Raw genomic sequence first — 21561 nt, forward strand, 5'->3', positions numbered from 1 at the left:
CCGGACCGCGCAAATTAAGGGGCAAGCGATCGCTGTCCCGTCCTCCGCGCGGCCGTTGCCTGACGCGGCTAGCATTCTATTTAAGGCCTCGTTCGGGGTAGTCCAGATGCGGTTCGAGCGAGCTTCGAGCGAGCGTTCCATGCTTAGTCCTGCGCAGGCTCCGCCACAATTCGACGAAGAACCTTGGATTGCCCGCTTTTTGATCGGGCTTGGTTCGACGTGGCAGGGGGTCCTGATCGCGGCGAGCGCAGCAATTCTCTCCGTCAACGTGGCGCTCTTCGCGTGGACGTCGCAGCAGTCGCAATCGCAAGCGAAATTGGCGAGCCATAGCTTAATGGTTGAGAACAGGCTCTCGGAGCTGCTGCTGTTCATTCGTACGGCCGAATCTGAACAGAGAGGCGATATTCTCGCGAGTGGCAACAGCGCCTATCGAGCGTGCTATATCGCTGCGGTCAATGAAATTCCGCGAAGATTGGCGGAGCTCAACATCATGACCGCTGACAATCTCGGTCAGCAAGCGGAGTTAGCTGAGCTTGAGCGCCTGATCAATGACAAGCTCGCAGATTTGGCCAGCAAGCTTCGGCTTCTCGACGAGGGCGATAGGGGTCGCGCGCTCGAGTCATTTGACCGGAACGACAAGGGACGCGCCCTAATGGCGACCATCAGGGAGCGGGTCGCGCGCTTGAAAGGCGAGGAGGAGCGGCTTCTCTCGGTGCGATCAGCGGATTCCGCGCGCGCGAGCCAGCAACTCTTCTTTGTTGGCTTGGGCGACACCCTTCTCATATTCTTCTTGGGTTGGATGGCGATATCCTTTTCGCTTCTCTCGCGTCAGCGTCTCGTCGCGGCGAATGCCGCGCTCGAGAGCAAGGTGGAGGAGCGGGTCGCCGAACTGCGGGCGGCTCATGACGAGATGCAAAGCTTTGCCTATGTCGTCGGCCACGACTTGCGCGCGCCGTTGGTCAATATCATGGGCTTTACGGGCGAGCTCCAAACATTGCGAGACTCAATCTTCGATCATCTCGCGCAAGGAGGCGAGACACCAAACTCCAAATCGTTTGACGCTCAGGCGGCGGCCGCCGAGTTCGACGAAGCGCTCGGCTTCATCAGGGCGGCGACCGTCAAGATTGACCACTTGATCAACGCCATCTTGGCCATCTCCCGAGCCGGCAAGCGCGAGCTGAAGCTGGAGAAAATCGACATGTCGGCGCTGGTAAAAGGAGTTGTGGCCACTCTCGCTCATCAAGCGCAGGCCGTCGGCGCGAAGATGGAAGTGGGGACCTTGCCGCCCGTCACTTGCGACCGTCTCGCTCTCGAACAGATATTTGCCAATCTTCTCGACAATGCGTTAAAATACCTGCGGGATGGAGAGCCGGGGCAAATTCAGGTCACCGGATACGCCGCATACGATCGGGTGATTTACGAGGTCCGGGACAATGGTCGCGGAATCGCCGAAGCGGATCAAAAACGAATTTTCGACCTATTTCGCCGCGCCGGCGCTCAAGATCAGCGCGGCGAGGGCATTGGGCTGGCGAACGTGCGCGCCTTGCTCCGGCGCCTCGGCGGAACGATCGGGCTCACGTCGACGCTGGACTGCGGCTCGACCTTCAAAGTGGTGTTGCCTCGCGTCTGCGCCGCTCAATGAGATGAGAAGCCCATGACGCCCGTGACCATCATCATGATCGAGGACGATGAGGGGCATGCGCGCCTCATCGAAAAGAATATTCGCGCCGCGGGGATCACCAACGCCATCGTCGCGATCGCCGAGGGCTCGCGCGCTTTGCTCCATCTTTTGGGTCCGGACGGATCGGGTCAGATTAGCGCCGGCCTCGCGCTTCTGATCCTCCTGGACCTTAATCTGCCGGACATGGACGGAACCGAGGTTCTGCGGCGCCTCAAGGAAAATCCGCATCTGAGGCGAACGCCGGTGGTGATCCTGACCACAACGGACGACGATCGGGAGGTCCGACGTTGTTATGACTTGGGCTGCAACGTTTACATTACCAAGCCCGTGGACTATTCCCAATTCGTCACTGCGGTGCGGCAGCTCGGCCTGTTCTTCTCCGTCATCCAAGTGCCGGAAGCGCCGTGACCTCCCCTTTGCACATCCTTTATATCGATGATGATCCAGGCGTGACCCTGCTCGTGCAGAGGCATTTGGAGCAGAGCGGCTTTCTCGTGGAAGTCGCCAACGACGGCGGGAGCGGCGTGGCGCGCGTGGCCCAAGGAGGTCTCGACGCCGTCGCTCTCGACCATTTCATGCCACTGCAGAATGGTCTCGCGACCCTCGCGGCGATACGGGCGCTGCCCGACCCCCCGCCGGTCGTTTATGTTACCGGCACCGATGATGGGCGCGTGGCGGTGGCTGCGCTGAAGGCGGGCGCCGCCGACTATGTCTTCAAGGATATCGGCGGTGAATTCATGACGCTCTTAGCGACGAGCTTGGAGCAGGCCGTCGCCAAGCTTCGGCTGCAGAAAGCCAAAAAAGAAATGGAGGCTGAAATCCGCATCGCCCGCGATCGCTTCCAAGCGCTGGCTGCAGAGCGGGAAATTCTTTTGCGCGAGGTCAATCATCGAGTGGGAAACAGCTTGCAGCTGATTTCTTCTCTGCTGGGTATTCAAGAGGCGGGTTCGGCGACCGAGGAAGCGAAAACGGCTCTGCGGCAGGCGCGCCAGCGTGTCCTGGCTATCGCTCAGCTTCATAGGCAGCTCTACGCGTCAAACGAAGTCGCCTCCGTGTCTCTCAATGATTACTTGGCTACGGTGGTCGACGATTTGCGGCGGTCGTCCAGCGATCGCATCACAATCGCCTTACGCTTGCCCGAAGAGACGATCGACGTCATACCCGATCACGCCCTCGCCATCGGCATCGCCCTGACGGAACTCGTTCTCAATGCTCTGAAGCACGCCTATCCCTTAGGAGACGGCGAAATCCGAATCGAGCTTCGCTCGGAGCGCTCGCGATCAATCTCCCTGATTGTCGAAGATGATGGTCTTGGTCGGGATATGTTTGGCGGAATCGCTAAGCCAGGGCTCGGGCAGACGATTGTTTCCGCCATGGCCAGCAAGCTCGACGCCGAATGGGGCTATGACAGCGAGTATCCCGGAACGCGAGCGACGCTCCGCATTAAGCGGAGCCCGATGGCGAAGGAAGCCGGGCCCCAGTCCGCAAGCGCAGCATAGGCGGGGTTCATCGACTAGTTCGACAGTGACGCGTTTTCCGCCTCACCCTGCCCCGCTCACCCCGGCGCTGGCAAAAGTCGCCATGTCGCGATGGCAGGCAAGCGCCGCTTTGATCACCCCGACGGCGAGCGCGGCGCCCGAGCCTTCGCCGAGGCGCATGCCGAGGTCGAGCAGCGGCTTCTTGCCGAGCCGCCTCAGAACTTCGGCATGCGCGCCCTCGGCCGAAACATGGCCGGCGAGGCAATGGGCGATCGCGTCCTCGTTTAGCGCATGCAGCAGGGCGGCGGCCGCGCAGGCGACATAGCCGTCGAGCACGACGGGGACCCTGGCGCGTCTGGCGGCGAGGATCGCCCCCATGAGGCCGGCGATCTCGCGGCCGCCGAGGCGCCGCAGGATTTCAAGCGGGTCGGAAAGGTGCGGCCCATGCAGCGCGAGCGCCGCATCAATCGCCGCTGTCTTGCGAGCAAGCCCCGTATCGTCGACGCCGGTTCCGCGTCCCGTCCAAAGCGACGCCGGGCCCCCATAAAGCGCTGCATAAATCGCAGCAGCCGCTGTCGTGTTGCCAATTCCCATCTCACCCGGGGCAAGCAAATCGACGCCGTCGTCGATCGCCTCCATCCCATAAGCGAGAGTCGCGGCGGCTTCGGCCTCGGTCATCGCCGGTTCTACGGTGAAGTCCCGCGTGGGATGCTCCAATGCGAGCTCGAAAACTTTCAGGCCGAGGCCAAAGCTCTTGCAGAGCTGATTGATCGCCGCGCCGCCGTTGGTGAAGTTCTCGAGCATCTGCCGCGTCACCTCGGGCGGGAAGGCCGAGACGCCCTGCGCGACGACGCCGTGATTGCCAGCGAAGACGGCGACAAGCGGGCGATTGATCTCCGGCTTCCCTTTTCCCTGCCAGGCGGCGAGAAATTCGACGATCTCCTCGAGGCGCCCCAGCGAGCCAGGCGGCTTCGTCAGTTGGGCGTCGCGCTCGCGCACCGCAGCCGCCGCCTCATGCGAGGGCGCCGGCAAGCCGGCAAGCAGCATGCGGATTTCTTCAAACGGAGATATTTTGGAAGGCATGGGACCGAAACAATGATCTGAGCTCGCGCCACCGCGGGCGCAATCTCTTCCTCGGGAGGAAGACAGGCTCAGCGCACGGGGGCGGAAGCAAAGGCGAAGGCGACTCGGGTCAGCATGTTGCCGCCAAATCGCTCTTCGGCGCGACGGATCGGGGTGCCGCCGAGGCGCCTGTAAAAGCCCAAGGCTTTTTCATTGTCGGCGAGCGCCCAGACGATCGTCGACAGGCAGCCGTGCTCGGCGAGCTCGCGCCGCGCGGCGTTGAAGAGGTTGCGGCCGAAGCCCAGTCCCTGATGCTCCGGGCGCAAGTAAAGCTCGAAGATCTCGCCGGCGTAGGGCATGGTCGGCACGCGGTTGCGCCCATAGGTGGCGTATCCCACGATCTCCTTCTCGAGATCGAGCACGAGCAGCCCTGTGCGCTTGAGGATCGCTGACCGCCACCAGCGCGGCCCGCGTCGGGCGATCATGCGCTCCAGCTCGACGCCCGGGATCACGCCGCGATAGGCGTCGCGCCAGGAAACGTCGTGCGTCTCGGCGATCGCCTCGGCGTCGCTCGCTCTTGCCGGTCTAATCGAGAAAGCGGTCTTGACCATGAGCCAATGTTAGGTCTGCAAGGACCCTCTAAGCAATAGCTAGAATCGCGTACGAAAGACAAAAAAGCGCTTGCAAATTTCGCAAGACGGTGGAGCGCTGGCGGCCGAGGCGCCGGTTCATCCGGATACCGACGCGCCGAGGCCGAGCAGCAACAGCACGCCGATGAGCGCGCGATAGGCGACGAAGGGCCAAGTCGAGAACCGCTCGAGAAGGTGCATCAGGCTCCAGATCGCCACCCACGCCGATATCGACGCGACGATAAGGCCGACGGCGAGAATCGACCAACCGTGCATATCGAGGTGCGCTTTGTACAGTTTGTAAAATTCGTGCAGCCCCGCGCCCGCGATGGCCGGCAGACCGAGAAGAAATGAGAATCGCGCCGCCTCCTCGCGCTTCAAATCGAGAAACAGCGCCGCGGTCAACGTCGAGCCCGAACGCGAGACGCCGGGAATGAGCGCGCCGACCTGAGCGACTCCGACGATCATCGCATCTTTAAGCGAGAGGTGGTCGAGCGTTCGCTGATGATTGCAATAAAGCTCGGCCAAAGCGAGCAGCGCGGACATCACGAGGCAGGAAAGCCCGATCACAGTGAGCGAGCGCAAGGGCGTGCCGCAGGCGTTTAGCACCGGCGAGAGCACCAATCCGGCAAGGATGATGGGCACGCTCGCAAGAATGATCCAGACCGCGAAGCGCAGCGACCAATCCTTGAAGTCGCGGCGCATGAGCGCGCTCGCGGAGCCGACGACAAGGCCGCGCACGTCGGACCAGAAATAGGCGATGACAGCAACGAGCGCCGCCGCCTGCATCGCGGCGGAAAAAGCCGAGCCCGGATCGCGCCAGCCGAGCACCGCCGGGACAATGCGCATGTGCGCCGTCGAGGAAATCGGCAAGAGTTCCGTGATGCCTTGGACGACGCCGAGCGCCGCGACCTTGAGATAGCCGAGATCGACGAAACCGGTGTCGAGACCTTGCGTGCAAGCGCTCCCCATGAACCCCCCACCCTCGAAAGAAGCCGGCCGAATCACTCGGTCCGCCGAATCTTCAGGGTGAGACTTTTCCCAAAGGAGAGCGGCCGGATCAAGGCGTGGGGGGCGGCCGATGGCGCGCGGCGCTACCCGGCGGGGCGTAACGACACAGCCGGAATTGTCCATCACGAAATCGCCTGGTAATATGATGCGTTAATTGAAGATGCGCTCACGGCTTCGCCAACCCGCTGCTTGGTCTCGGCCAGCGGCGCGGGCTGTCGGCGAAGATTCTTTAGGCTTTGGGAGTTTGAGCTATGGCCGTGCAACTTTTCCGTATTTCCAAGGTGGACGCGACAGAAGAGCCGGGCGCCGCCAAGGTCCCGTCTTATTTCGTCGAGAGCACGGCCCCGCTCAATTTCGACGACAAGCAGACTCTCCTGCCGACGCCGCCTTACACGAAGCCGTCGAGCGTCGACGACATCGGAGACGCGCTCGCTCGCTCGCCGAGACCCAAGCTGCTGATATCCGTGCACGGTTACAACACGCCCCGCGAAAGCGCGTTGCAGACCTTTGAGAAGTCCTTTCTGGCCTTGAACGAAGACGCCGCGATCCTGGATAGCGGCGCGGTTTGCATCGGCTACCGCTGGCCTTCCGAAGCGGCTGGAACGCCCTGGCGCAGCGCCTTCACGGCCGCGCCCTGGTTCTTGATCGGCGTCCTGCTCTTCGCGATCCTCGCCTCCGTTTTCGTAAGCTACTATTTTTCGGCCCTGGCGGTCGTGCCCATCACGCTGTTCATGCTGAGGTATATCGTCTATTTCCGCGACGGCTACCGCGCGACGAATTACGGCGTGCCCGATCTCGTCGATCTCATTCGCCAGATTGACGAGAAGCTCGACGGAAAGCTCGGGGGCAAGAGAGCCGACCTTTCTTTCATTGGTCACAGCATGGGCGGTTTCGTGGTGACCAACGCCGTGCGCATCCTTTCCGACGTGTTTTCACCGGCGGCGCTCGCCGCCATGGCGGGGGCCGTGGAGCCAGGCAGTCTGGATGAGCGGACGCAGCGCGAGGCTCGGTCCAAGATCGGCAAGAGCTTCCTTCTGCGCCGCCTCGTGCTCGTCTCGCCGGACATACCGGGAGAGGCCTTGCTTTCGGGACGCGGCAACGCCTTGGAGTCTTCGCTCATTCGCTTCCAGGAGGCGCATCTCTTCAGCAATGAAGGCGACGAGATTTTGCGCAACATCTCGACGACCGCCAATTTCTTCTCCCTGCCGACAAAAAACCGCCGCTTCGGCTACCGGCTCGGCAATGTCGGCGTGCTGTCGGGCTGGGGCGTCACTGAAGACCTAACGCTCGGCAAGCTGCGCCTCGGCGTGCGGACGCTTTACGAGCTCTTTGCCGAGCTGGACGCTACTCAGAGCAAGGACTCCTTCGCCGAGCAGCTCGCTTATTTCGACTGCACAGACAGTCTCGACGAACAGGGAAACGGCGTGGTCACGGACGTGACGAAGGGCTCCTCGCGCGATCTTTCATGGCTCGGCCATCTTCGCCTGCTCTGGGCGCATTGGACGGGGAAGGTCGACACGCATTCCGGCTACTTCCACAAACCCAGTCTCGCTCGTAAGCTGATCTACCGTCTGGCCGCCATCGGCTACGGCGATAGCGAAAGGGCGTTCGGCGGTCCCGGGGCTTTTTCGCAGCTCTGCCAGGACGCGCAGATCAAAGTTTTGAAGCAGGGCGCGGAAGCGGCTGCGCCGGAGCAGTCCGCATATGCGACGGCGCCGTGAAGACGATGCTGGACTTCACGGTTTCCCGAAACTGAGGACCCGCTCAGCCGAAGGGGCGCCTCACAAGCTCGTCCCTCGGAAGGGAGCCTGAACGCGCTGCGTTCACGCCGCGTCCCGCCATAGGCCGCTCATTTCCCCGTCAAGAACCGCGCCTTGATCAGGCATTCCGCATATTCCTCTCGCGCGGTCGAATCGGCGACGATCGCTGAGCCGACGTTGCAGACGAGCTCTCCCCCTGGAAAAATCGTCAGGGTGCGGATCGCCACGTTGAAGCGCACCTCGCCGGAGGGGGTGATCAGGCCGAGCGAGCCGCAATAAACGCCCCGCGCCGCGCATTCGAGGTCGCGGATGATCTCCATCGCGCGAATCTTCGGCGCTCCGGTCACCGAACCGCATGGAAAGAGGCCGGCGAAGAGCTCGGCGACGCCGACGTCCTCGCGTAGCCGCGCGGAGATCCCCGACGTCATCTGATGCAGCGTCGGATAGGTCTCGACGGTGAACAGATCCGTGACCTTGACCGAGCCGACCTCCGCGAGCCGCGAAAGATCATTGCGGAGGAGATCGACGATCATCAAATTTTCGGCGCGGGACTTCTCGTCCTCGACCAGATGTTTGGCGCGGTTCATGTCCTCCGGCGGCAGGAAGCCGCGCTGCGCCGTGCCCTTCATCGGCCGCGCGCGGATGTCGCGCCCTTTCGCCTCGAAGAAGACCTCCGGCGACAGCGACACGACGGTCTCTCGGCCCAGGGCGACGACGCCGCCGAATGCGACGGGCTGCCGCTTGCGCAGCGCGTCATAGAGCGCCAGCGGGTCGCCCTCGTATCGACCATGGAGCGGGAAGGTCAGATTGATCTGATAGACGTCGCCTGCGAATATGTAATCTCGGCAGCTTCGAAAGCGCTCGGCGTATTCGGCTTCGCTCCAGACCGGCGTGAGCGCGATCGGTTCGAAAGCTGGCCCCTGCAGCGCTTCGGCGGGAAGCCTTCGCGGCGCGCCGAACACCCCAAAGGCGAGCAAAGGCGTGGGCGAAGCCGGCGTAGCCTGAGCGGAAAATTTGGGCTCCAGCGCATAGCCGAGCTCGTAGCTCGCATAGCCCGCAAGAAAGCGTCCCGCTCTCGTCGCGGCTTCCATGCGCGCGAAGGCCGAGGCGACCTCCTCCGGCGCATTGGCGAGGATCAGCTCGCGCGGCTCCTCGAACAGCAGTGCGCAACCGCCTTCGCGCCCGTCCTCGAACAAGACGAAAGGGCGCATCGGCGGGTCATCCGAGTGCTTCAAAGCGGCGAAAGGGGCGGCGTCGGTCATGGGGCGGGGAACGGGTTTTCAACACTATAGCAGCTGCGCGAGCCGAAGATACGTAGGGGCTCGGTTTTGTTCCCCAGCGGTGGTCCTGGCGATTCCCTAGCGCGTTTCCCGCTCGAACGGAATCGTTCGAGCGACAAGGAATCGCGCCAAATCAAAAGTTTAGAGCATGTCCTGACCGGAAAACCGCTTCGCACTTTTCCGGGACATACTCTAGGCTTCGATCCGGCGAGGGGCGCCCGGGCGCCAGCGCCTGCTTGGACCCTGCGAGAAGGTCCAGTCGATCGAGACGAGACCTTTAATAGAGGGAGGCGAAAATATCCATGAAACGCGCTCTTACAATCGCCTCGCCATATGCCCGTTCAAGCTTGCGAACGATGAAATGCCCTGTTGCGAGATCCTGAAAATATCGAATGAACAGGGCGTTTCCCGCTGCGCCTCCGGCAACGCCGATGATCGGAACCGAGCTCGCGGCCGCGCGTTCCCAGACGACGACGCCGAATTTGGCGCCGACTTGGCCCAAGAAGCCGTTCACCTCCGGAGATCTCGCGGCGTCGACGCCCCGACCCGAGAGCGCCTCCGCCGCATTGCCCGAGAAGCGAGAGAATTCGTCGCGGGCGAGATAATAGCTGGACTGATCGTGTTTTTCTTCCACTGGCGCGCCGAGCGCGAGGACCTCCATGCAGGCGAGGCGCGCCGGGAGGAGGGAAAGGTCCTCGCCTTGTGAGCGGGCAATCTCGGCGATCGACCGCAACATCACCGTGAGGGTCACGGGCAGTTCCGCGGCTAAGCCCGCCAATCCGAAGAAACCGCTCAAACCGCCGGCGAGACTCGAGATGAGCGTGGAGGTGATTTTCTTGGGCGGAGCGGCGTCTTTGCCGTCAAGCGAGGCCAGAGCCAGTTGCAAGCCCTGCTTCAACGCTCCGCTGACGATCTTGTCGATCTTGTTTTTCAGTCGCCTCGGCACGAATTCCAGCGCTTTGCCGGCGGGCTTGCCGGCGACGTTGTTCAGGAGCCTTGTGAAGCCCTGGTTTTCGAGCAGCCTGACCGCCTTGCGAAGGTCGGCGAGGTCTTCCGCGCTTATCTCTTTCTTGGAGGCTAGAGAGCTCATTTGGACTTCCGGATAAGGTTTTGGACAGTGTCTGCGCCCCTGCGCTGGGCCGCCCGATAACTCTGTCAGATCCGTTCGACCCAGCCCGGGAGACGATCGCGCGCGATCAGCTCCTCAATGGTCTCGCGCGGCCGGATGATCGCGAATTTCTCGCCTTCGACGAGCGTCTCCGCAATCAGCGGGCGAGAATTATAGGTTCCCGCCTGCACTGCGCCATAGGCGCCGGCGCTCAGCACCGCGAGGAGGTCCCCGCTCGAAACGGGCGGCATGTCGCGGTCGAGAGCGAGATAATCACCGGTTTCGCAGACGGGACCGACGACGTCGGCAAGGACGCGCGGTCCGCCATTATTTTCCGCGACCGTCACGATTTCGTGGTGCGCGTCATAAAGCGTCGGGCGCACGAGGTCGTTCATGCCGGCGTCGACGATCACGAAAGTCTTCTCCTCGCCACGCTTCACATAGATGACGCGCGTGATCAGCGCGCCGGCGTTGCCGACGATGAGGCGTCCGGGCTCCAGCACGAGCTTCAGGCCCGATCCGGCGAAGTGGCGGCGCACGATCGCGGCGTAGCGTTCGGGATGGTAGGAGTCGGGGTCGTCGTCCTCGCGATAGGGAATGCCGAGTCCACCGCCGAGATCGACGTGCCGGATGGCGTGGCCGTCGGCTTTCAGCACCCGCGTGAATTCCGCAAGCAGCGAGAAGGCTTCGTCGAATGGCGTTAGGTCCGTGAGCTGGGACCCGATGTGCATGTCGACGCCAGCGACGTCGAGACCGGGCAGGCTCTTCGCCTCGGCGTAGACCTCGCGGGCGCGCGCGAGGGGAACGCCGAACTTGTTCTCGGCGCGCCCCGTCGAAATCTTGGCGTGGGTCCGCGCATCGACGTCGGGATTAACGCGCAGCGAGATCGGCGCGCGCCGTCCTCGCGCCGCGGCGATGGCCGAGATCGCCAGGAGCTCCGGCTCCGATTCGACATTGAAGCAGAAAATGCCGGCGGCGAGCGCCGCGTCGATCTCGCTCTCGGTCTTGCCGACGCCGGAAAAGGTGATCCGGCTCGGCGGAACGCCCGCCGCGAGCGCCCGCGCCAGCTCTCCGCCCGAGACAACGTCGGCCCCGGCCCCGAGCCCGGCGAGCAGCGCGATCACGGCCTGATTGGAATTGGCCTTCATCGCGTAGCAGACCAACGCCTCCTCGGGGCCGAACGCCCCGGCGAAGACCTCGAAATGCCGGCGAATCGTCGCGCTGGAGTAGCAATAGAAGGGCGTGCCGACTCGTTCCGCCAGCGCCGGCAAAGGGACTTCCTCGGCGTGGAGGACGCCGTCGCGATAGGTGAAGTAGTGCATCGGCTAGGGGATCAGAGGAGGAAATCGAGGGGGAAGGGGTAGACGGCGGGCGGCCGGTTGCCGGGATCGCCCAAAGCCGGCCCCGGGGGCGGCTTCACGCCCTCCTCGCTCAATTTCGGCCGGCGTCCTTTCGCCCGGGCCTGCGCGGCGGCGGCCTCCTCCGCCTGAGCGGCCTGCGCCTGACGCTCCGCCTGCAGGTCGGCCGGCAGCTCGAGAGGCCCTTTGCGACCGCAGCCCGCGAGGCAAAGGGCGAGGAGGCCGAGAACGATGCCATAATGGGGACGACGCAGGCGCATTGGCGGTCTTTCATCCGTCTTTGGACTGGACGGCGGCCCAGTAGACTCGAAGAGTGGCGAAGATTAGGCCGTAAATCGTTAAGGACCAGCGCTTTTCTGACACCGCCCCGGGCTGACGTCGCCTAGAGCGCGATGCGAAAAAAATGGAAACCGGTTTTTCGCACAGATCGCGCTCTAAACTTTTAGAATCGATCACGTTTTCTGCGTTCGGGCGATTCCGCCCGAATGCAGCGTGATCTAGGCGCGCGCCAGCGCGAGCGTCTTCAATTCGGCGATGGCGCGCGCCGGATCGAGCCCCTTGGGACAGGTTTTCGAGCAGTTCATGATCGTGTGACAGCGATAGAGACGGAACGCGTCGTCGACATAGGCGACTCGCTCCGGCTGGGCCTCGTCGCGAGAATCAACGATCCAGCGGCGCGCCTGCAGGAGCGCGGCAGGGCCGAGATAGCGGTCGGCGTTCCACCAATAGCTGGGACAGGCGGTCGAGCAACAAGCGCAGAGGATGCATTCATAGAGGCCGTCGAGCGCCGCGCGTTCCTGCGGTGATTGCAGCCGCTCCTTTTCAGGATTAGGTCCCGCCTGCAGCCAAGGCTCGATCGCCGCGTGCTGCGCGTAAAAGCCCGTGAGGTCAGGCACCAGGTCCTTGACCACCGCCATATGCGGGAGCGGATAGATTTTCACGACGCCTGTAATCTCGTCGACGCCCTTAGTGCAGGCGAGCGTGTTGGTCCCGTCGATGTTCATCGCGCAGGAGCCGCAAATGCCCTCGCGGCAGGAGCGGCGGAAGGTGAGCGTAGGGTCGACCTTGTTCTTGATCCACAGCAGCGCGTCGAGGACCATCGGTCCGCAATCGTCCCGATCCACGTAAAAAATATCGATGCGCGGATTTTCGGGGGATTCCGGGTCGAAACGGTAGATGTGAAGCTCGCGGATGTTGCCGGCGTCGGGACGCGGCCAAGTCTTACCGGCGAGAGGCCTGGAGTTTGGCGGAAGAGCGAATTCGACCACGGCGCGACATTCCCATTGAGGCGCGGACGAACGAGGACGCGTCCGCGGAAGCTTGCCCGCGGACATCTATCGCGGCGGCGCAAAAATGTCGACCGGCCGCATTCCTCCGAGCGGCAAAAACCGGGCAAGATCAAAATGTCGAAGCGAATTCTGATCGCCCGGGCCTGTCAACTTTTGCGCAACTTCCCGCCAGGAGGCCTATTCGTGCGCCGGCGCCGTTCCTTTCGTCGGCGACGAGACGAGCGTCGCCGGAGTAAAATGTGCTTCGCGCGAGCCGTTCGTGTAGTCGCCCTCAAAATTCATCAAACCGATGAAGACCAGCAGCGCCATCGGCGGCAGCAAGATGGCGACGACCAGCGCCAGCCTCTCCCAGGCCATATGCATGAAGACCGCGATAATGGCGCCCGCCTTCAGCAACATGAACGTGACGATGAGCGTCCAGCGCAGCATTCCCTGCAGATCGAAATAGTCGACGAGATAGGAAAAGGTGCTGAGGATGAAAAGCAGCGCCCACACAAAGAGGTAAAGCTTGAGCGGATGTTGTTGCCCGTGAGCCTCCGCCGCCGGCTTCGCCGTCTTGGCGCTGGCGGCGCGCCCGTGAGCGCCCTCCCCGATCGAGACTTCCGTCGTCGCTGTCATGTCCACGCTCCTGATCCGTCATTTTTTGCCTACGGCGCCTGACGGCGCCGTCTGACCGATTCGATTGCTCACAGCGAGGCTGAGCCCGCTCGCTTTCGCGCGCCAGCCCTCACCAAAGATAGAAGAAGGCGAAGATGAACACCCATACGAGATCGACGAAATGCCAATAAAGGCCAAGCGTCTCGACCACGTCATAAGTGCCGACGCGTCCCGTGAAATAGCCGCGCTTGTCGCTCTCGTAGAGGCCGATCCAGACGTTGCGGGAGAACCACAAGAGCGCGAGCACGCCCATCGAGACGTGAAAGCCGTGGAAGCCGGTGATCATGAAAAAGCAGGAGCCGAATTGCGCCGCGCCGAAGGGATTGCTCCAAGGGCGCACGCCCTCGTGGATCAGCTTCGTCCATTCGAAAGCCTGCATGCCGACGAAGGCCGCGCCGAAGAAGGCGGTCGCCCAGAGCAGATAGGCGCAAAGCTTCCGGTTCCTCGCATAGCCGGCGTTGACGGCAAGAGCCATCGTGCCGGAACTCGTGATGAGGTCGAAGGTCATGATCGCGATCAGGATCAGCGGGATTTTGCGGCCGTTGATCTCGAGCGCGAAAATCTCGCTCGGATGCGGCCATTCGACCGTCGTCGACAGGCGCACGGTCATGTAGGAGATCAGGAAGCAACTGAAGATGAAGGTGTCGCTGACGAGGAAGATCCACATCATCGTCTTCGCCCAGGAAGCGCTTTTGAACGAGCGCTGATCGGAGGCCCAGTCCCCGAAAAAGCCGGTCAAGCCGGCGGGCCGTTCTGGGGCGTGCGGCGCCGGCGCATGGACGGCTGCTGGCGCATGGACGGTTTCGCTCGTCATTTTCTCGTTTCCCATCCCGTCATGAGAGCACCCTGCGGCAGAGCGCGCCGAAGCCATTCATCTCGCCCGCCAGCATGGCGAACATGAGCAGCCAGACGGCGAGCAGAAAGTGCCAATAGATCGTGCACAGCTCGACGCTGGTCTTGAGCGCGGCCCAATCTACTGGCCGCCAGGCCCTGTGCATTGTGCGCGCAAGGGCCACGAGTCCGCCGGCAAGGTGCAGACCATGGACCGCGGTGAGCAAGTAGAAGAATGCGTTCGCGGCGTTGCTCGCGACAAAATAGTGGTCGGCGATGAGCTCTCTCCAGGCCCAGAGCTGGCCGAGCAGAAAGCATCCCGACGTCGCCGCCGCAATTTTCAAGAGCGCGCGCAACCGCCCCACGTCGTCGCGCTCGGCGACGGAGTGGGCCCATTGCAGCGCGACGCTGCTCGCGATCAGGAAGGCCGTGTTGAGCCAGAGGATGCGGGGCAAAGGCGGATTCTGCCAGTCGGGCGAATCCATCCGCATGAAATAGGCCGCCGTCAGCAAGGAGAAGATGCAGAGCGCGACCGCGAGAAAGACGGCGAGCCCTACCTTCGCCGCAGGAACTGGTGGGACAAGATCGACGCGGCGGGAGGGCCTCGAGACGCCGACGGCCTCGCCCTCCTCCAGCCAATTGGCGCTCATGACCCCTTCGCGCCTGAGCCACAGGACGACCACCGACGCGATGAAGAGGAAAAATAGCCCCATGACGCTCATGTGGCGTGCTCTCCCTTCAATGGCGGCGCGTTCTGCGGAAGAAAATCCTCCGGAGCGCCGGGAACGCTGTAAGCGTAGGCCCAGCGATACACGACCGGAAGACTGGGGCCGAAATTGCCATGCCCCGGCGGGGTTTCGGGCGTTTGCCACTCGAGCGTCGTCGCACGCCACGGATTGCCGCCGGACGGCTTGCCGTGCCTCAAGCTCCAGAAAGCGTTGAAGAAGAAGATCGCCTGCGCGGCGCCGACGGTAAGCGCCGCGACCGTGATGAAGACGTTGAGCGTCGCGACCGAGTGCGGAAGCCAGGAAATCTCGCCAAGCTCGTAGAAGCGGCGGGGCACGCCCTGAACGCCGAGATAATGCATGGGGAAGAAGACCGCATAGGCGCCGAGGAAGGTGATCCAGAAATGGATCTTGCCGAGCCTCTCGTCCATCATGCGGCCGGTCATCTTCGGATACCAATGATAGATCGCGCCAAGAATGACCAGGATCGGCGCCACCCCCATCACCATATGGAAATGCGCGACCACGAACATCGTCCCGGAAAGCGGCACATCGACGATGACGTTCCCGAGATAAAGGCCCGTCAGCCCGCCATTGACGAAGGTCACGAGGAAGCCGAGCGCAAAAAGCATCGGCGTCGTGAAATGGATGTCGGCGCGCCATAGCGTCAGCACCCAGTTATACACCTTGAGCGCCGTCGGCACGGCGATGGCGAGCGTCGTGACCGCGAAAAAGAAGCCGAACCAGGGGTTCATCCCGCTCACATACATGTGATGGCCCCAGACGATCAGGCTCAGCACGCCGATTGCGACGATCGCCCAGACCATCATGCGGTAGCCGAAGATGTTCTTGCGGGCGTGCGTCGCGATGATGTCGGAGACGATGCCGAAGGCCGGCAGCGCCACGATGTAAACCTCGGGATGGCCGAAGAACCAGAAGAGATGCTGGAACAGGATCGGGCTGCCGCCCACCGTGTTCTTGAGCTCTCCGAATTCGACGAGCGCCGGCATGAAGAAGCTCGTGCCGAGCAGACGATCGAAGAGCATCATGATCGCGGCGACGAGAAGACCGGGAAAAGCGAGCAGCGCCAGCACCGCGGCGGCAAAAATGCCCCAGACCGTGAGCGGCATGCGCATCAAGGTCATGCCGCGCGTGCGCGCCTGCAGCACGGTCACGACATAATTGAGCCCGCCCATCGTGAAGCCGACGATGAAGAGGCCCAGCGAAATCAGCATCAGGATGATGCCGCCGTCATGGCCCGGCGTGCCGGTCATGATCGCCTGCGGGGGATAGAGCGTCCATCCGGCGCCGGTGGGGCCGCCCGGCACGAAGTAGCTCGCGAGCAGCACGACCACCGCCAGCAGGAACACCCAATAGCTCAGCATGTTGACGAAGGGGAAGACCATGTCCCGCGCGCCGACCATGAGCGGAATGAGATAATTGCCGAAGCCGCCGAGCAGCACGGCGGTCAGCAGATAGACCACCATGATCATGCCGTGCATCGTGACGGCCTGATAATAAAGGTTGGCGTCGAGCCAGGAGAAGGCGCCCGGGAAGGCGAGCTGCAGCCTTATGATCCACGACATGACGAGGCCGAGCAGCCCGACGGCGGTGGCCGTTCCGCCATATTGGATCGCGATATATTTCGCGTCCTGCGAGAACACGTATTTCCCAAGCCAGCTGTGCGCGTGATAGAGATCGAGCTCAGGAACCTCGGCTGGCGGAACGCCGTGCTCTTCGGCTCCCGTCGCGTCGCCTATCGTCGCGTCAGTCATGACTTCTTCTTCTCCCTCGACGACATCGCCGCCCGCGCCTTAAGAAGCGCACGCCTTACGACGACGCGATTTCTCACTGGCTCCTCGCCTCATGCCGGGATTGGCGCTGGGCTTTACGCATCTCTAAAAATGTCTGTTGTGAACTGAGCCATTTTTCGTAGTCGGCCTGCGTGTCGATGAAGAGCTTTCCGCGCATCTGCGGATGGCCAATGCCGCAATAGGCGGCGCAGAGAATGTCATATTCTCCGACCTTGGTCGGGGTGAACCACAAATAGCTCACCATACCCGGCACGAGATCCATCTTGGCGCGGATCTGCGGGATGTAGAAATCATGCAGCACATCGGCAGAGCGCAGGAGCACCTTCACGGGCTTGTCCACGGGCAAATGCAGCTCGCCGTTGACGACGATAATGTCGTCCATGCTCTTGGGGTCGGCTGGACTCACGCCCAGAGGATTGTCCCCATCGATGTAGCGCACGTCGCTCGAGCCGAGCTTCCCGTCGGCTCCGGGCAATCGGAAGCTCCAGTTCCACTGGACTCCGAAGGCCTCGATCTCGGTTGCTTCCTTGGGAGCGTGAATGAATTGGTCCCAGACGACGAGGCCCGGCGCGAGCAATGCGATGACGCCCAGCGTGGTCAGTCCGCCGAGCCAGGCTTCGAGCTTCTGATTCTCGGGCTCGTATTCGGCCCGTCGACCTTCCGTGTGCTGGGACCGATAGAGGCAGTAGGCCATGAACAGCACGACCGCGACGAAGCCCGCCGTCGTCACCGCAAAAGTCAGGCCGAGAGTGCCGTCGATGAAGCCCCAATTCGAAGCGATCGGCGTCGAGCGCCAGGGGCTGACCACATGGAACAGCAACGAGACAGCCACGACTAGGACCATGACGAGTGCGACTGCCATGCTCTTCCGCCCTCCCCGCGTCGGCGGCCTGTAAGCTCGCGCCGATCTCGTTTTTTAACGCCAGTCATATCGCATAATTAGTGGGCCGCGTCAAAAAGTCGCGGATCAATTTGTAGCACTTAATTCTGCGACACCTGCCGCCCATCGAACGCCGCCAATTGTCTGAGCAGCGCGTCCTCGTCGGGAGAATCGGCGACGAGCGTTCCTGACGCTCCCAGCAGACGCAAGGCGTTGGCGGTCTCTAACGAAATGGCGAAATGCCTGAGCGCCCGCGCGGCTGTCAGCAGATTTTCGCGCCGGACGATCCGCACGAAAATTTCGGCGCTTCGGGGCGAGTAATGCAGCGCCGCCGAAAGCTCGCCCTGCGCGAGAGCCTTCGCGGCCTCTTCGGTCAGCGCCAGCGCCTCGCGCGCTTCATAGGTCTCAAGCGCGAAGACTTCCCGCCCCGCCTTGCGCAACGCCGTCTCGATCGTTTCTCGACGCTGCCGGCCGGCAAGATAAAGCAAGCGGTTGGCAGGCGGCCGGTGGTCCAATATTGCGGGAAGAAGCGCGGCGCTTTCCGGCGCGACGCCCGCTACCCGCCAGCCCCGCCGCTTCGCAAGCGCTGCGGTGCGCGCGCCGACTGCGAAAAGCGGTAGAAGACGCAAGCTTTCGAGTGGATCGCCGTGCGCGAGGGCCTTTGCGCTGGTGACGATGACGGCGTCGAACGCCTCCTCGGGGACCTTGGCGCCCGTCGCGACGGTCTCGAGAACCGGCGAGAGCACGCAGGCGAATCCCATTGCGGCGAGCTTCTCTGCGGTTCGCCGAGCGTCCTCGACGGCCCGCAGGACGAGCACGCGTTTCATGAGAGGCTTGCGACGCCGCCTGGCAACCGCCTCAAAATCTCGCGCGCCGCGCCCGCGCCGAGCGACGCCGCCTGGGCCACGCCGCCCTCCTGGCGCGCCGCGAAGGTGCAGCCGCCATCGCTCTGCAACGCTTCGCCATGGAAGCGGAGCGAGTCGCCCTCTACGACCGCCAAGCCGGCGATCGGCGTGCGGCAAGAGCCGTCGAGCGCCTTCAGAAAGGCGCGCTCGGCGTTCAGCGCCGCACAGGTCGCCGCGTCGAGAATGGGGGCGAGCGCAGCATACGTCGCATCATCAGAGGCGCGGCAGGCGATGCCGATCGCGCCCTGCCCGGCGGCGGGAAGAAAGGCGTCGAGCGGCAATATCTCTGTCGCGCGCGACTCGAGACCGAGGCGGCGCAGCCCCGCGAGCGCGAGCAGCGTGCCGTCAACGGCGCCGCTCTCGACCTTGGCGAGCCTCGTCTCGACATTGCCGCGCAAGAGCACGGTCTTCAGATCGGCGCGAAACCGCTTCACCTGGGCGGCGCGGCGCAGCGAGGCGGTGCCGATCACCGCTCCTTCCGGCAACTCGACAAGCCTTGCGCCACCGCGGCCAATGAAGGCGTCGCGTGGATCTTCCCGCGGCAGATAGCCCGCGATCGCGATCTCCTCCGGCAGCTCGGTCGGCAAATCCTTGGAGGAATGCACCGCGAAATCGATCTCGCGGGCGATGAGCGCCAGATCGAGCTCGCGCGTGAAAAGGCCCTTGCCGCCGGCTTCAGCCAGCGCCCGGTCCTGAATGGCGTCGCCGCTCGTGCGAATCACCACAATGCGAAAATGATCGGGCGCGACGCCGTGCGCCGCAGCGAGGCGCGCTCGCGTTTCCTGCGTTTGCGCAAGCGCCAGCGGCGAGCCGCGCGTGCCGATGGTGAGGGATGGAAGGCTCATTTCAAGTCCGGGTTGAGGCGCGCGGACTATAAGGCGGCGCGCCGCAGCAGCAAGGGCCCGCGAGCGTCAAAGCGCGCAATTCCGCGCTGCGGGAAACGGCAAACCCGGGCATTTCGCGGTAGCGCAAGCGTAGCAGTGAAGGTTGACGGCCTTGCCCGCTTCGGTAAAGGCTTCGCAGCCCGCCAGAATGTAAGGGAGAGAATCACTTGGCCGACATCGTTTTTATCACCCCGAAATTCGAAACGAGTTACTGGGGAATGGAGCATGCGCTCGAACTGGTCGGCTTTCGCGCGAACATGCCCGTGGCGGCGCTGCCCCTCCTCGCGGCGCTCACCCCTGCCGAGCACACGGTGACGATCTTCGACGAGAACGTCGAGGAGATCGACTTCGAGCGCTGCGCGCAAGCCGACATCGTCGGCCTGACCGGCATGACGGTGCAGCGGTTCCGGATGACCGAGATTCTCGAAGAGCTCAAACGGCGCGGCTGCTTCGTGGCGCTCGGCGGCCCCTGGGTGTCGGTCAAGGAGGACTACTTCGGCGACCTCGCCGACGTCGTCTTCATCGGCGAGGCGGAAACCACCTGGCCGCAATTTTTGGAGGAATGGCGAAAGGGCGCCCACGCGCGCCGCTACGAGCAGGCGGAGCGGACCGACATGAGCACGGTTCCGGTTCCGCGTCATGAGCTCCTCAAGCTCAAGCATTATGCGCTCGGCACGATCCAGTTCTCGCGCGGCTGTCCCTTCATGTGCGAGTTCTGCGACATCATCGTCACCTTCGGCCGCAGGCCGCGCATCAAGACCGTATCCCAGATCATTGCAGAGCTCGACGCTTTGCATCGGGTCGCGCGCAAGAACATGGCGTTCATCGTCGACGACAACCTCATCGGCAATAAGAAAGCCGTGAAGGAGATCCTGCGCGCGATAATCACCTGGCAGCGGGCCAATAACTACCCGCTCACCTTCATCACCGAAGCCTCGCTCGACCTCGCCGACGATGAGGAGCTGCTGGAGCTGATGGACCGCGCCAACATCCGCTCGGTCTTCGTCGGCGTCGAGACGCCGAATGAGGAGGCGCTCAAGGAGACCAAGAAAACTCAAAACCTGCGCAACTCCAACCGCACGATTTCCGAGAAAATCCACGCCATTCAGGCGCACGGGATCGAGGTGTTCGGGGGCATGATGCTCGGCTTCGACAGCGACGACGAGACCATCTTTGACCGCCAGCTCAAGATGGTCGAGGACGCGCGCATCGTGCATTCATCCGTCGGCATGGTGACCGCGATTCCGAAGACCCCGCTTTACGAGCGGCTGGAGCGCGAGAACCGTCTCGATCACGCGGACCGGACCGAGCACGGCACCAATGTGATCCCCTTGAAACTCGGCCGCGAGGCTCTGCGAGACGGCTATTTACGGGTGCTGAGCGCTCTCTACAGCCCCGCAAGTTTCTTCAAGCGACTGGATGCGCTCTATCTCGAAGGCGGCTTGGGCCATAGCCGTCTGCGTCACGGCGGACACGACGACGGGCCGCTGCGCGAATCCCTGCGCAAGCTCGGCGCTTTTGCAGGCGGCGCCTTCGTCTTCACCATGTTGCAGATGCGGGTGCAAGATCCCGAATTGCGCCGCGCTTACCGCCAAGCCGCCGCGCGAGTTTTACGGCGCCGACCGGATCCCTTCGTGCTCCAGGCCTATGCGCTGAAAATGGCGGCGCACTATCACTATGACACGCTGATCTCGCGGATGAAGAGCTCGGACGGTCATCTCATCAACATGTTCTAGCGGAACTTGACGGGTTCCTTCGAGAGGTCAATCGCCTTGATTCCCGTCACCTCGCGCATCGCGATCGACGAAAGCGAGATCGCCCTGGATTTTGCGCGCAGCTCCGGCGCGGGCGGGCAGAACGTCAATAAGGTGGAGACCGCCGTGCGGCTGCGCTTCGACGCGGCGAGCTCGCCCAATCTACCGCATATGGTGCGGGCGCGACTCCCCGCGCTCGCCGGTCGTCGCATGACGCGGGACGGCGTCATCATCATCTTCGCACAACGCCACCGCACGCAGGAGCGCAACCGCGCCGACGCGCTGGAGCGGCTCCTGGAGCTTTTGCGCGCCGCAGCGGCGCCGCCTCCGCCCCCGCGCCGGCCGACCAAACCGACCCTCGGCTCGAAGCTGCGCCGCCTCGAAGGCAAGAACTTACGCGGCAAGGTCAAGGCGCTGCGCGGGAAGCCGGAAGAAGCTTGAACCTCTCGTCGGGT

The 21561-nt window shown here is 63.1% G+C and carries 21 protein-coding genes; 6 read left to right on the forward strand and 15 right to left on the reverse strand.

All coding sequences use genetic code 11. The features are described 5' to 3' along the window. The first annotated feature begins 139 nt into the window (after nucleotides 1-139). The 3 genes from QMG80_RS19000 to QMG80_RS19010 are packed head-to-tail and all read left to right on the forward strand — an operon-like array spanning nucleotide 140 to nucleotide 3180. Nucleotides 140-1642, forward strand: a complete 1503-nt coding sequence (locus QMG80_RS19000) for a sensor histidine kinase (RefSeq protein ID WP_158658605.1) — start codon at nucleotides 140-142, stop codon at nucleotides 1640-1642. A 12-nt stretch (nucleotides 1643-1654) separates the two neighbouring features. Further along, a complete protein-coding gene (locus QMG80_RS19005; protein ID WP_085770587.1) occupies nucleotides 1655-2089 on the forward strand; it encodes a response regulator in 435 nt (144 codons plus the stop codon). After that, nucleotides 2086-3180, forward strand: a complete 1095-nt coding sequence (locus QMG80_RS19010) for a sensor histidine kinase (RefSeq protein ID WP_085770588.1) — start codon at nucleotides 2086-2088, stop codon at nucleotides 3178-3180. The genes QMG80_RS19005 and QMG80_RS19010 overlap by 4 nt, the downstream gene beginning before the upstream one ends. A gap of 42 nt (nucleotides 3181-3222) precedes the next feature. On the opposite strand, the gene cobT is transcribed toward QMG80_RS19010, so the two are convergent. The 3 genes from cobT to uppP all read right to left on the reverse strand — a co-directional run bounded on the left by cobT (nucleotide 3223) and on the right by uppP (nucleotide 5822). Then, entirely contained in the window at nucleotides 3223-4206 is a 984-nt protein-coding gene (gene cobT, locus QMG80_RS19015) for a nicotinate-nucleotide--dimethylbenzimidazole phosphoribosyltransferase (RefSeq protein ID WP_425351453.1), read from the reverse strand. A 104-nt stretch (nucleotides 4207-4310) separates the two neighbouring features. Further along, nucleotides 4311-4832, reverse strand: coding sequence for a GNAT family N-acetyltransferase (locus QMG80_RS19020; RefSeq protein ID WP_085770590.1), 522 nt, complete (start codon nucleotides 4830-4832; stop codon nucleotides 4311-4313). Between the two features lie 117 nt (nucleotides 4833-4949). Then, complete coding sequence (gene uppP / locus QMG80_RS19025; protein WP_085770591.1) at nucleotides 4950-5822, reverse strand: undecaprenyl-diphosphatase UppP; 873 nt, start codon at nucleotides 5820-5822, stop codon at nucleotides 4950-4952. 290 nt (nucleotides 5823-6112) lie between these two features. Between uppP and QMG80_RS19030 the strand changes: the two genes are divergently transcribed. Next, nucleotides 6113-7582, forward strand: coding sequence for an alpha/beta hydrolase (locus QMG80_RS19030; protein ID WP_085770592.1), 1470 nt, complete (start codon nucleotides 6113-6115; stop codon nucleotides 7580-7582). Between the two features lie 128 nt (nucleotides 7583-7710). Here the strand turns inward: QMG80_RS19030 and QMG80_RS19035 are convergent, their stop codons facing one another. The 12 genes from QMG80_RS19035 to hemC all read right to left on the reverse strand — a co-directional run bounded on the left by QMG80_RS19035 (nucleotide 7711) and on the right by hemC (nucleotide 19313). Next, complete coding sequence (locus tag QMG80_RS19035) at nucleotides 7711-8832, reverse strand: aminodeoxychorismate synthase component I (protein WP_245300069.1); 1122 nt, start codon at nucleotides 8830-8832, stop codon at nucleotides 7711-7713. 346 nt (nucleotides 8833-9178) lie between these two features. After that, the gene (locus tag QMG80_RS19040) at nucleotides 9179-9991 is read right to left on the reverse strand and encodes an EcsC family protein (RefSeq protein WP_085770594.1); all 813 of its coding nucleotides are present in this window, start codon (nucleotides 9989-9991) and stop codon (nucleotides 9179-9181) included. Nucleotides 9992-10056: 65 nt separating this feature from the next. Continuing rightward, nucleotides 10057-11331, reverse strand: coding sequence for a diaminopimelate decarboxylase (gene lysA / locus QMG80_RS19045; protein WP_085770595.1), 1275 nt, complete (start codon nucleotides 11329-11331; stop codon nucleotides 10057-10059). Between the two features lie 11 nt (nucleotides 11332-11342). After that, a complete protein-coding gene (gene lptM, locus QMG80_RS19050) occupies nucleotides 11343-11627 on the reverse strand; it encodes an LPS translocon maturation chaperone LptM (protein WP_085770596.1) in 285 nt (94 codons plus the stop codon). A 237-nt stretch (nucleotides 11628-11864) separates the two neighbouring features. Continuing rightward, nucleotides 11865-12635, reverse strand: coding sequence for a succinate dehydrogenase iron-sulfur subunit (locus QMG80_RS19055; protein ID WP_085773526.1), 771 nt, complete (start codon nucleotides 12633-12635; stop codon nucleotides 11865-11867). A gap of 198 nt (nucleotides 12636-12833) precedes the next feature. Beyond that, complete coding sequence (locus QMG80_RS19060; protein ID WP_085770597.1) at nucleotides 12834-13274, reverse strand: cytochrome C oxidase subunit IV family protein; 441 nt, start codon at nucleotides 13272-13274, stop codon at nucleotides 12834-12836. A 109-nt stretch (nucleotides 13275-13383) separates the two neighbouring features. Further along, on the reverse strand, nucleotides 13384-14127 hold the full coding sequence (locus QMG80_RS19065) for a cytochrome c oxidase subunit 3 (RefSeq protein ID WP_085770598.1): 744 nt from the start codon (nucleotides 14125-14127) through the stop codon (nucleotides 13384-13386). 19 nt (nucleotides 14128-14146) lie between these two features. Continuing rightward, a complete protein-coding gene (locus QMG80_RS19070) occupies nucleotides 14147-14866 on the reverse strand; it encodes a cytochrome c oxidase subunit 3 (RefSeq protein WP_085770599.1) in 720 nt (239 codons plus the stop codon). Then, a complete protein-coding gene (locus tag QMG80_RS19075) occupies nucleotides 14863-16644 on the reverse strand; it encodes a cytochrome c oxidase subunit I (RefSeq protein ID WP_085770600.1) in 1782 nt (593 codons plus the stop codon). Before QMG80_RS19075 ends, QMG80_RS19070 begins: the two co-directional genes overlap by 4 nt. A 73-nt stretch (nucleotides 16645-16717) precedes the next feature. Next, entirely contained in the window at nucleotides 16718-17545 is an 828-nt protein-coding gene (locus QMG80_RS19080) for a cytochrome c oxidase subunit II (protein ID WP_085770601.1), read from the reverse strand. 119 nt (nucleotides 17546-17664) lie between these two features. Then, nucleotides 17665-18390, reverse strand: coding sequence for a uroporphyrinogen-III synthase (locus tag QMG80_RS19085; RefSeq protein ID WP_085770602.1), 726 nt, complete (start codon nucleotides 18388-18390; stop codon nucleotides 17665-17667). Beyond that, nucleotides 18387-19313 carry a hydroxymethylbilane synthase gene (gene hemC, locus QMG80_RS19090; protein ID WP_085770603.1) on the reverse strand — a complete coding sequence of 309 codons (927 nt, stop codon included), beginning with the start codon at nucleotides 19311-19313 and terminating at the stop codon, nucleotides 18387-18389. The genes QMG80_RS19085 and hemC overlap by 4 nt, the downstream gene beginning before the upstream one ends. Nucleotides 19314-19519: 206 nt before the next feature. Between hemC and QMG80_RS19095 the strand changes: the two genes are divergently transcribed. Both QMG80_RS19095 and arfB read left to right on the forward strand, forming a co-directional pair. After that, nucleotides 19520-21088: a B12-binding domain-containing radical SAM protein gene (locus QMG80_RS19095; RefSeq protein WP_085770604.1), complete on the forward strand. Its 1569-nt coding sequence runs from the start codon at nucleotides 19520-19522 to the stop codon at nucleotides 21086-21088. 36 nt (nucleotides 21089-21124) lie between these two features. Further along, nucleotides 21125-21547, forward strand: a complete 423-nt coding sequence (gene arfB / locus QMG80_RS19100) for an alternative ribosome rescue aminoacyl-tRNA hydrolase ArfB (RefSeq protein WP_085770605.1) — start codon at nucleotides 21125-21127, stop codon at nucleotides 21545-21547. Nucleotides 21548-21561 lie beyond the last annotated feature (14 nt).

The sequence above is a fragment of the Methylocystis bryophila genome, from assembly GCF_027925445.1.
In the GTDB taxonomy this organism is placed as follows: Bacteria; Pseudomonadota; Alphaproteobacteria; order Rhizobiales; family Beijerinckiaceae; genus Methylocystis; species Methylocystis bryophila.